General features: G+C 41.5%; 8 protein-coding genes. 5 read left to right on the top strand and 3 right to left on the bottom strand.

Features of this window, described 5'->3' with window-relative positions:
- The first annotated feature begins 189 nt into the window (after positions 1-189).
- Positions 190-1,746, top strand: coding sequence for a B12-binding domain-containing radical SAM protein (locus tag NP589_RS20375; protein ID WP_256608614.1), 1,557 nt, complete (start codon positions 190-192; stop codon positions 1,744-1,746).
- Between the two features lie 59 nt (positions 1,747-1,805).
- Here the strand turns inward: NP589_RS20375 and NP589_RS20370 are convergent, their stop codons facing one another.
- Positions 1,806-1,997, bottom strand: a complete 192-nt coding sequence (locus NP589_RS20370) for a hypothetical protein (protein WP_256608613.1) — start codon at positions 1,995-1,997, stop codon at positions 1,806-1,808.
- Positions 1,998-2,157: 160 nt separating this feature from the next.
- Between NP589_RS20370 and NP589_RS20365 the strand changes: the two genes are divergently transcribed.
- From NP589_RS20365 to NP589_RS20350, 4 genes are all read left to right on the top strand, one after another.
- Positions 2,158-3,819, top strand: coding sequence for a hypothetical protein (locus tag NP589_RS20365; RefSeq protein ID WP_256608612.1), 1,662 nt, complete (start codon positions 2,158-2,160; stop codon positions 3,817-3,819).
- 140 nt (positions 3,820-3,959) lie between these two features.
- Positions 3,960-5,423, top strand: coding sequence for a hypothetical protein (locus NP589_RS20360; RefSeq protein ID WP_256608611.1), 1,464 nt, complete (start codon positions 3,960-3,962; stop codon positions 5,421-5,423).
- A gap of 390 nt (positions 5,424-5,813) precedes the next feature.
- Positions 5,814-7,718: an asparagine synthase (glutamine-hydrolyzing) gene (gene asnB / locus NP589_RS20355; protein ID WP_256608610.1), complete on the top strand. Its 1,905-nt coding sequence runs from the start codon at positions 5,814-5,816 to the stop codon at positions 7,716-7,718.
- Positions 7,696-9,267, top strand: a complete 1,572-nt coding sequence (locus NP589_RS20350; RefSeq protein ID WP_256608609.1) for a hypothetical protein — start codon at positions 7,696-7,698, stop codon at positions 9,265-9,267. The genes asnB and NP589_RS20350 overlap by 23 nt, the downstream gene beginning before the upstream one ends.
- 7 nt (positions 9,268-9,274) lie before the next feature.
- Here NP589_RS20350 and NP589_RS20345 read toward each other — a convergent pair whose 3' ends face one another.
- Positions 9,275-10,249: a lysylphosphatidylglycerol synthase transmembrane domain-containing protein gene (locus NP589_RS20345; RefSeq protein WP_256608608.1), complete on the bottom strand. Its 975-nt coding sequence runs from the start codon at positions 10,247-10,249 to the stop codon at positions 9,275-9,277.
- Between the two features lie 10 nt (positions 10,250-10,259).
- Entirely contained in the window at positions 10,260-11,054 is a 795-nt protein-coding gene (locus NP589_RS20340) for a hypothetical protein (RefSeq protein WP_256608607.1), read from the bottom strand.
- Positions 11,055-11,101 lie beyond the last annotated feature (47 nt).

The following is an 11,101-nucleotide window of genomic DNA, read 5'->3' as shown; positions in this document are numbered from 1 at the left end:
TACAACTGGACAAAAGTACATACTTAGCTTTTAAATCGTTTACACTTCGGAAAAAACTTTGATGATGCTGACTAGACTCGGTGGAAATTAAGTTCAGCCTGTTGCGAACAGCTCAATTGATAGTGAAACACAAACCTTCGTTACAAACCCAAATTAACCCGTTCGTTAACCAAAAAATCATTCTGACTCATGGCGAAAGTTCTACTGATAAATCCTTCATATTTTGGAAGTTATGGGTCGGCAAAAGCCAGCATAACCAATCCAATTTTCCCGACACTAGGACTTACAACCATTGCGGCCACCGCCCTACAAAGAGGTCACCAAGTCAATATCCTCGATCTAAGCTACAGACCTTACGATTGGCAAAGCATCCGATCAGAAGTGCTCAAGTCGAAACCCGATATTGTCGGAATAACCGCTACAACCCCACTTATGAATCAGCTCCGGGATATCTCTGTACTGTGCAAAGATATTTCAAATGACATTCTGGTAGTAGGCGGCGGAGCCCACATCTCTGCGATGCCTGTTGAAAGCATGGAGGAGTCCATGCTCGATATTGCCCTTACCGGCGAAGCCGATATTTCATTCGGCGAAGTCTGCGACGGTCATACGCCAGAAAGCATTCTCGGACTGTACCATCGGGAAGGCAGCGGTAAAATCTGTTTTACAGGGCAGCGCCCCCTCATAGAAAATTTAGACGATCTGCCGATACCGGCATGGCACCTATTCGACCCCAAAGAATACAAACACCGAATGAGTCGCTTGCTCGCAAGAAAACCGCCGGCAACCATGGCTGAATTTTCAAGGGGCTGTGTCTTTAAGTGCGATTTCTGCGCGTCCAAGATGACTATGGCACTTGGGTACCGAAAAAAATCACCTGAACGCTGCGCAGAAGAAGTGGCCATTATGTCTCGTCTAGGCTGGAAGGAATTTATGCTCGCGGACGACATATTCACTTCCGATCACGACTGGGCCGTGCGAGTTTGTAAAGCAATAAGTGCAAAACAAACAGGCATGGCATGGTCCTGCACAAACGGAATTCGCGTTGAATCCGCAGACGACGAATTATTTAAAGCCATGCGCGACTCCGGTTGCTACAGAGTATCTTTCGGCTTTGAATCTGGCAACGATCAAATACTCAAATCTTTCGGCAAAGGCGGAAAGGCGACTGTAAATGAAGGGAAAATCGCTGTGAAAAAAGCACGCGAGGCAGGAATCGACACAAACGGTTTTTTCTTGCTTGGTCTGTCTCCTGATACTGAAGAAAGCATGATGGATACCATTGAGTTTGCCCGCGAACTTGAGTTAGACATGCTCAAATTCGGACTGACTATCGCTTTTCCAGGCACCCCCATGTTTAATGAATATGCTCGGAACAGTTTGATTAAATCCTATGACTGGGACGATTACCATATCTATACCGAGCGCCCTCTATTCACTCACAAATACCTAAAATACGAAACCATATTACGCTACATGTCTTTGGCATATCGGCGAGCCATCCTCACCAACCCACGCTTCATTTTAAGAAGACTAATACGAGGAATCCGCACTGGAGAATTTTTCTGGGATGCCTATTACGGGATCAAATTTGCGATTTTGCCAGCAACTAGTGCTAACACCAAAGGCAGTATTTACTATGGCAAGGAACGTTGGCCTAAACATGACTATCAAATAGCGCCTCCGACTCGCTTAGAATATCAAGTTGTTAAAAAAACCAACAAGAAGTTGATTCCCGCAAGCTAACTCAATAGCTTTTATTTAAAAGAATAGCAAAACAAATAAATAGACCAATTTTGTTATTGTTATATACCAGCCTTGATTTTTTGAATGGAAATTAGCTTGAGTCCTTCAATTGTTATTTTTAAATCGATATTTTTCGTTATATTATTCGCTTTTTCTTGCTTATTACTAGGCAAGTCTTTACCTAAAACCTGGCTTATATCCAACAGACTTGAACATATACAACGAATACTGATAGGCTTCTCAATACTCATAGTTGCATTGCGCTTTCCCTATCGAGAAGACCTGCCTATTTCAATTTCCGCTTCCATATTATTTCTAATCGCCGCCTATGCCACGGCTAAATGGATTTATGAGTTATCGTGTAATTCAGTAACCCTAAGATACCTAACAGAGATAAATTTTCTCCAGCGCTTGTCTGCACCCAAAATACTAAGCATTGTATCTATATTGCCATCGCTGCTTATTATTTACTACCCATTAATAACAAGTCATGCGGTTTTTTTCCAAAACCACGGCCCAGATCTGGATGGCGACTTGCTGGCCGCAAGCTTTATATACGAGGGACACACCTGGGACAGGTTGATGTTTTCGTTGCATCAGGCCACTGGTAGTTTTAAATGGTGGCACTTAGATAATCACCCATGGTTTCTGTCCGACTTTCGCGAAGCAGTCGCAATAGAGTTTTTCCCCAGATCACTTCGCTGGGGCCATGCCGTAGTCACCGCAGCCATTTGTTGGGTAACAGGAGAACCTATCTGGTTTTCTTTTTTTGTATTGACTATTTTCTCAATTGTTCTTTGCCCATTAGTAATTACTGATACCTGCCTTTCAAGAGGAATTGGCTTACGAACCACAGTAATATTGAGCACTGGATTAATGGCCACACAAACCTATGCGCTTATGCTCTACGAAGGAGTCGTCGTTCAGCTAATTGCAACACCATTCTTATTGTTTCTCACGCTCAACTTCAAAAAGCTATTATTTGAATATTCAAACATCGGACAAAAAATATTTGTAGCACTCATGTTAAGCGCCTTGGTCAGCACATTCGGCGAAGGCATTCAAATTCTTGCAGTGCTTGCCGTATCTTATCTGGCTGTTTACTACTGCACCGCAAGACGTTACAACCTGACCGAGGCAAGCCCTTTTATTTCCGCATTAATAATGACAGGGTTATGGATCCTTATTAGCCCTACCGTATTTGCCGATTTTATACTCTGGTCCTTGGCGCGCTTAAAACAAGCATTTGCAGGTGGCGCCCTGCATTTCAACTGGTCTATATTCTCATTGTTTTTTCCGTTGAATTACATGCAATTGACGAAAGAAGGCCTACAGCTTGTTGTCGAGGGCACGACATATACTAGAATATTAGAAACCTCTATCCTATTAAGCATAGGTGGCTATTTAATTTATCGTAAAAAACCACCTGGCTTTGATTTCATGGCGGCATCGATTGCTATATTAGTATTTGTTTTGGTGAATCATTTATATGCAATTTGGAAGATACTAGCTATTTACCAACCTTTGTTGTTCCTAAGCTTATTTCAAGCTCTCGATGAACGTTTCAATAAATTCCTTTCTAAAGAGCAATTGCTTGGGGCTTTTGCGGTATTCTCATCCGTAGGATTGTTCAATTTACTAACGCAATATCAGAACTTGTCACAGCACGCCCATTTAGAGCAATTTCAAGTCAACAAAGACCAGGTCGCCGGACGTAAGTACGCACTACTTACCCCCTCCCTATCGCGAGTATATCTGAAGCTCGGCTCACACGGCGAGTTACATTGGACTAATGGCGGTTGGCGCGGGCCTATCGAGCCCAATTTTTCTCTGACCGGAAATGCCAATTTACCCATAGCACTTTATTTCGACTGCGACGCCGAAGGAAAATCCCGTTGCGACAAAATTCGCGAATTCGCTCCAAACTTGATCCCCAGAACCTTACATCTAACAGAAACTCCGGTCAGTACTCTACTAGATCAGCAAGGCGTTATTAATCGGACATTGGTAAACCAGTATATTAAACAAAATTACGGTATCGATGCCGCTGGAGGCGAGCGCCAGCCCGATTGACCAAATTGTTATTACCGAAACCTTTAAAATATTTTGCGTGTAAAATTAGCATAAGAATCTGCACACTCACAACATCACATCAACACCTAATACAATTAGCCTTTCCACTAATATATATTAAAAATTCACCATTAAAACCCATGATAATAATGAACTTATCTAAATCAATATACTTGATTTTTAGCTTCATACTAATATCCGCAATAGCCGTTCACTCAACGAATGATATTTTTAATGGTGGACTATTATCTAAAATAGGATTGAGAGCATTTTATGGCTTTGTGACAACGACCTTAGTGTTATTTTTTTGTTACTATTTCTTATTCCAAAGAAAACATACAACAGATATTTTAGAAATATTCAAGCCTATATTTTACTTCAATCTAACTATTATTTTATTATTCTATTACTCAGGCTTCGAGTTCGGCTTACCCATCAATGATTTCAAAGTAGGTTTTACGTACGGAAATTTCTGGGACTTTTACTTTCAAGCACTAACGGCAGCCGAAAAAACTTATCAAGCAATTAATACTGGCTATTTACCGTTCTCTTACGCATTATCAAAAATATTCGCAAAACTCGCCGGTTGGAAGGTTGGCGTGCATCCTATTTCCCCGAAGATGATTGCAATCTATACGGTCTATATTGCGGTTTGCCTGTCACCGTTGATTGTATTTGCAAGACAAATTATACGCGCTCATAACTTTAACAAAGATCAGATATTTTTCTTTAGCTTATTTCTCGCCACAAGTTATCCAATACTTTTTATAGTCGAGCGGGGTAATTTTGCAGCGATATCGTTTTTCTTCTTATCACTAGCTATGCTTGCGTATTGTAAAGACGATTATCGCCGAACTGCTGTTTTCGCCGGATTCCTAATTGCTCTAAAGACTATGAATATAGTATATTTGATATTCGTAATACGCCATTGCCGCCAACATTGGAAAGCATTTCTGATTACCTTCTCTCTAGCCACGCTAATCTCGCTTATTATTCTGCACGGTTTTCATTTTGAGCGATGGGCGACATTTAAATACGCTATTACCTCCCCACTAGGCGGCATTATGCCGAGCGCAGTGAATCAAGTATTTGTAATGACTGACGGCGGCAAACTGCAGGGTGGTTCCAGTTTTGAAGCGTTCCGAGTTTTGATCAGCGCCTTGCTATCCTCAATTCAACTGAATCGCACTACCGACATTCCCAGCTTGAACTTATTTATGCTAGGGTTAGGGGCCTGTGTCATGGTTTTATTTTATATAAAACGAATTAAGCAAATGGATTGGCTAGATGAAATAATAGTTTTAACAATTATTCCAATATTATTTCATGCTCAAGCTGCTGAATATAATTTGATGTTATTGCTTCCAGCATTAATGCTAATCGCCTCCAGACATATTGATGAATTTAGCGACTCGCTACTTCGTTTCGCTAGTTTGTTCATTATGCTTTCAGGGGGATTGGTTATCTTCTTAATAGACCAAGCGGTTATTCCCAATCCCGAAGGCCGATTCAATAGCGTAACCGTAAAAAGCTTTTTAGTGCCCTACTCACTTATCGGAATATTAATTACCATTTTCAACAAAAAAAGATCAATATCCGTCTAGTGACAAAGATTGCCTCATTGGCTAACTGCTTGGATTATATCAAAAACTATTGTGCCATCTTTCTCCCAAAGCCTTGATCCCCACCTTCACGGGAATACCGTTAAGTTTGGCTTTGGCTTTGCTACACCCCCTTTTTAAAGGTGGATAGAGGGGAATTTAATTAGCCACCCGCCCTCTCAGGGGAGATGCCTTAACTTAACGACATTGGCTTCACGGGAGCTTTGTATTAAACATAGTCGAGCAGGAGTTTTAATATATTGAAGGATTTAGAATTTATGGTTGGTAGACAAGCACCCCATAAAATTCCACATTAGATATAGATGTGGAATAACAAATTTAAATTTGACGCTACATTGCCGTTTCTGAATACTGGATAAGGAAAAAATATAAATGTGTGGAATCGCCGGCTGGATGGGCTCAACAACCGATGACGCGGTAACTGTAGAAAAAGTTAGACGCATGATTGCGCTCCAATCGCATCGTGGCCCGGATGCTACGGGCATATTCCACGAAGACAATATTATTCTCGGCCACTCTCGCTTGTCGATAATCGATATTCATGAACATAGTAATCAACCATTATCTTCTACTGATGGTAGGTATGTGATTAGTTTTAACGGCGAAATATATAACCACAACGAAATTCGCGGAGAACTATCCAGGCAGGGCCTTACATGTCGCACAACTTCGGATACCGAAGTACTGCTTGAATCTTACAGACTGTATGGCACTCACTGCCTCGACAAATTCGAGGGAATGTTTGCTTTTGTGATTTATGATCGCCGGACACGAAGTTTATTCTGCGCACGTGACCGACTCGGAGAAAAACCGTTTTATTACAGCTGGTCTAAAAATACAGGTTTTATTTTCTCTTCTGAAATGGCAGCGCTTATTTCTGTCTTTGAAAATCGATTGACAGTTGACTCATCCGCATTCAGCAGTTTTTTAGCCACAAGTTATTCAAAAAGCCCCGCGACTTTATTCAACGAAATACGTCAGCTCCAAGCCGGACATTCTTTATTTTTGGAAGCTGATCGCCCCCCCATAGTTAAGTGTTATTGGTCCCCATTAACCGCCGCAGAAAACGCACTTACGGCAAATCCTTGTACGGCGGAAGAATTTCTATCTACCTTCGATAAAGCGGTCGAGCGCTGCACAACGTCCGATGTTCCATTTGGATCATTCTTAAGCGGCGGCCTGGATTCTACAGCTGTGTTGGATTCAATAACGCGTCAAAAACTAGCGGGCAACACCTTTTCGACATACACTCTGGATTATCCGGACATTTCGTTCTCGGAGTCCGCTATAGCAAACCATTCCGCGAGAACACTCGGCGTTAAGTTTAGAAATGTTTCGTACGTCGATTACGAACCGGACTTACCAAACATTATTCGGTTGGCAGCTGAGATACCAATTGCTGACCCATCGTTTATTCCGCTTTATATCATCGCCCGCGCTGCCCACGAAGATTTCAAGGTAATGTTAGGGGGTGATGGCGGCGACGAATTGCTGAACGGTTACGATACCTATCGCGCGACACTATTAAGTAGCGCGTTAACTCGTATCAATTTGCAACCTTGTCATACCGCGTTAAATAGATTTTTAGAATCCAAAAAACTTTTTTCAAAGAATGTGTCATTTTCAGAGAAGGTCTGGCGCCTGACTGCATTTCATGTCCCAAACGATCCCATCAAAAGCCACATGGCTTGGAGAACAATCTTTTCCGCCCCGGAAATTTCTGAGTTATATCCAATGGATACAGGAATTAACACGGCAGCATGGATGTTGGACCAAATTACTGCTAAACAGAATTGGACGGATGAAAAATCTCTCCCAATACTTACCCGCGCATCGTTAATCGATTACTACAGCTGGTTGTCAGACGGAGTACTGAGAAAGCTGGATAGTGCATTGATGTTTAATTCTGTTGAAGGACGCACACCTTTTATAAATCACCACCTGATCGAAGCTGGATTTCGCATGCCGCAGAAGGAGAAGACCTCTTTAAGAAAAGGTAAACTTCCGATAAGAAAACAGCTGGAGCGATCCGGTCTTGCCCATGTTTGCCGTCAAAAAAAGTCTGGTTTCGGATTTCCATTGGATAGATTGTTTAGAGGTTCTTTAAGAGAAATGTTATTCGATGAATTAACGTCAGATAATACATCAGGCATACTGTCTCGCAAAACTATCTTACGTTATCTGAACGAACACGACTTAGAACTTGCCAACCATGGGCGAAAGCTTTATTGCCTACTTATATTAGCCATTTGGTATGGCAAGGCGGTTACACATTAATCGCTTCAAAACCGACTATATTATCGTCGGCTCCGGTCTAACTGGCATGCTGGCTGCAGAAGAGCTTTTACGTGCCGACAAAAGCGTACTTATGCTTGATATCGGCGAAACAGCAAATAACCACGCCAGAAATCTACAGCAAATAGCATCTGAAATCCCGCCGCACAACGTATCCACTGAAGTTATAAAACAGTTGAATCAGCAAACGGCAAAAGCAGGCTTTCCACGCAGGAAGCAATGGTTCGGAGATCCTTTGCTAGAACGATGGCAAAAATACTGGAGTTATGAATTTAGCAATTGCAGCAAAATAGGTCCATCCACATTGCTTGGGGGCTATAGTAAAATTTGGGGCGCTTCTTGCATGCCACCGGATTTACTCGGTTCGTTAACGAGCCTGCTACCCTCAGATAATGATCAGACGATGATTGCCGACGTGTACAATTACTTGGGAATAATGACTTCATCAACCCTAATTAACAAAAGCGGAAATACGCCTATTGGTTGCTTGAGTAATGTCGAAATGTTTGTCGATAACTTCAAAAATAAAAGAATTGGTGAACAATACAAAAACTGGTTTCTAACAAGCTCCCTGATTGCTACTAATAAACAAGCTAAAGCATGCACCCTCTGCGGAAATTGTCTAATTGGTTGCCCGAATGAGTACATTTATAACGCAGAATTTAACTTAACAAGCTTAAATAAATATCCTAATTTTCACTACGTTGATCAGCGGCGCTGTATTTCCTTTGTCGAATCAGCAACCGAAGTCAGTATCAATTGCACGGACACCTTAAGCAACAGAACTGAAGAAACGATTACTTACAGGGCCAATAGAGTAATACTCGCTGCCGGGCCGCTTTCAACCACAGAAATTCTATCAACCAGTCTCGATCTAAAAACGAATATCAAATTGATAACATCTCAGTTGTTCTCTTTCGCAGCGCTCGCCAAAAATCCATTCAATATTGTCCGAAAAGCCAACAGAAACAACATAGGAGTATCTGAGGCATTTCTATATGAAAATAACACCATTCGCCCTAACATTTTCCTACAATTATATTCATCTAATAGGGTCTTACGATACTACGGCGCCCAAAATCGCTGGATATCAATGATTATAGAAAACAATACTGGTACTATACTCGACAAGCTATTAATTGCCTGCCAAGGTTACCTTGATTCCAATAACTCCCAAATATTGAATTTCTACAACCTAGGCAACGGGAAACCTATAGAATTGAGCAGCACTTCAGCTCAGCCAAAACCGGACTTTTCTGATATAAAAGCATTGTTTAACCAAACCGGTTATAAGCTTGGGCCGATAAAAATACACGATGCTGCCGAGGGCTACCATTTTGGCGGTTCGTTTCCGATTAAAACAAATGGCGATAAATATTCGTCCGACATATTGGGTCGCCCAAAAGACTTATCAAGAATTCATATTATCGACGCATCGGTTTTACCCTTTATCCCCGCCGGCCCTTTCACCACGTTAGTACTTTGGAATGCGTTGCGAATCGTCCGAAAACTAACAAAGCTTGAAAACTAAAATAAGATTAAGCTCGCAACAATCTTAATTGGCTCCATTTTCCGGCGAGCTCTAGAGTCAACCACGTTAACCCGGCCAAAGTAACCGGAATAATCAACACTGAGTGCACAATAATCGAGTAAGTAGACGCCAGCATAAAACTAACGCCGTTAAAGGTAGATAACAACCAGATTACCGCCGCCTCAAAAGAGCCTACCCCACCTGGAGATGGTACGAATGCCGCAAGTAAATTAGAAAAACCAATAACAAAACACATCAAGGCTACCGGCACGGATAAACCGAGTGTTTTCGCAACCGATTCACAGACCAAATACTCAACCATCCAGACAAGTGCACTAGCAAAGAACATAGGTATTATCAAATTTTTCATGCTAACAAAAAGACGATAATAGGCCTCACCCTGTTTGGTAATGGCAGATTTTCGTTTGAGCAACAGGGTAACGATCAGCGCACCAATACAAACCGCTAATGTCACTAAACTGATGTTCCTGTAATTAATTGCGTCAAGGTGATATTGGCTAAGCAATATTGACGCAATAGACATCCCGGCAGGCACCATCAAAATCACGCAAAATAATGCGTCAAACACCCTATCAAAAAGAGAAAGTGCCGCCGCGTCGAGCACACTACACTTCCGCAAAACCCTTAACTTGTTTATCCGCCATATATCGCCGACTCTAAATGGAATTAGACTGTTAAGAGCATATGCCTGAAGAGTGGCTCCAGCAGCAGCAATAAAATGAAAACGCTTTAGATCACGAGTCAGCAACGCGAACCTCAACGAACGGGCCACGAATAAAGACAAAACTAAGAGTAATGTCTCTATTATCTGTTTTGAAGTCAGTGTAGCCAAGATCGTCTCGACATTTGAAGCTGCCAGAAACTTCAAAAACAGAACAATCATCAAATAGGTTAAAACTAAGGTAGCAATAATACTTAAAGGCCGATAAAACCTTTTAAGAGCCACAGACAAACTCTTCATGACACACCCTTCAATCTGAAAATGCCTGAAGACCCCTTAATCTCTCGCTAAACCAAGAGTCAGGGAAATGCTTGGCGCAAATATAAACACAGATATGAGTGATAAACTTTGGAACCGGGACGCAAATAGCTTTAGCATTATGCTTATGCAAAATATACCGAACAGCATCAATAAACGATAACTTATTTGAACATATATCGACGACGCTTGGTAAAAGATTGTTATCGTCGAAAATGTATTGGTTCAAACGTTTGCAGATTTCATTTTCAGAACTAAGTATTACTTTCGCACTTGGAAAAGGTATCGGAACGACATGCAGAAAATTTGCCAAACTAAGAAACATATTAGATTGACCAAAAGGTCTATTACTATCTATAAGACCAAGTCGCATTGAGACGAGAGAATGCTCTCGGCAAAAAAGCTCTTCCTTTCGTTTTAATTTTGCATACCAAGTATCGGAGCGAGTATTAACTACTAAAGACGACATAGATATAAATTTCGATCCTGCAGGAAGTGAATTTTCAACTGAGCATAATGCGGATAGATTGACATTAATATCATCGCCGCATGTAGGCCAGTGTATAGCGGAGTATAAAACAATAATAGGATTATCGGGATAATCTCCTATAATACCCGGAATAGGCGAATTTTCTCCAAAGCTCCATGAATAATGCGGAAACTCCGCTGCCGGCGCTCGACGCCCACAAGTAACGATGGTTAACCCGGAATAGCTTTTCAGACAAGCCATTAGTAACGAACCTACTCCACCACTGCCACCAAAAACGACGACAACACGATTTTTCATTAGTTATGATACTTAATATTAAAAAAATTTAAAAAAAGTGGTTCTAA

This window comes from Methylomonas rosea, assembly GCF_024505055.1.
Lineage (GTDB): Bacteria > Pseudomonadota > Gammaproteobacteria > Methylococcales > Methylomonadaceae > Methylomonas > Methylomonas rosea.
The sequence above is the reverse complement of the archived record's forward strand: the minus strand, read 5'-3'. Positions and strand labels throughout refer to the sequence as shown.

Excerpts from the sequence above, each read along its gene's own strand:
- NP589_RS20340 (WP_256608607.1), bottom strand. The coding sequence starts at position 11,054 with ATGAAAAATCGTGTTGTCGTCGTTTTTGGTGGCAGTGGTGGAGTAGGT.
- asnB (WP_256608610.1), top strand. The coding sequence starts at position 5,814 with ATGTGTGGAATCGCCGGCTGGATGGGCTCAACAACCGATGACGCGGTA.
- NP589_RS20345 (WP_256608608.1), bottom strand. The coding sequence starts at position 10,249 with ATGAAGAGTTTGTCTGTGGCTCTTAAAAGGTTTTATCGGCCTTTAAGT.
- NP589_RS20375 (WP_256608614.1), top strand. The coding sequence starts at position 190 with ATGGCGAAAGTTCTACTGATAAATCCTTCATATTTTGGAAGTTATGGG.
- NP589_RS20350 (WP_256608609.1), top strand. The coding sequence starts at position 7,696 with ATGGCAAGGCGGTTACACATTAATCGCTTCAAAACCGACTATATTATC.
- NP589_RS20360 (WP_256608611.1), top strand. The coding sequence starts at position 3,960 with ATGATAATAATGAACTTATCTAAATCAATATACTTGATTTTTAGCTTC.
- NP589_RS20370 (WP_256608613.1), bottom strand. The coding sequence starts at position 1,997 with ATGAGTATTGAGAAGCCTATCAGTATTCGTTGTATATGTTCAAGTCTG.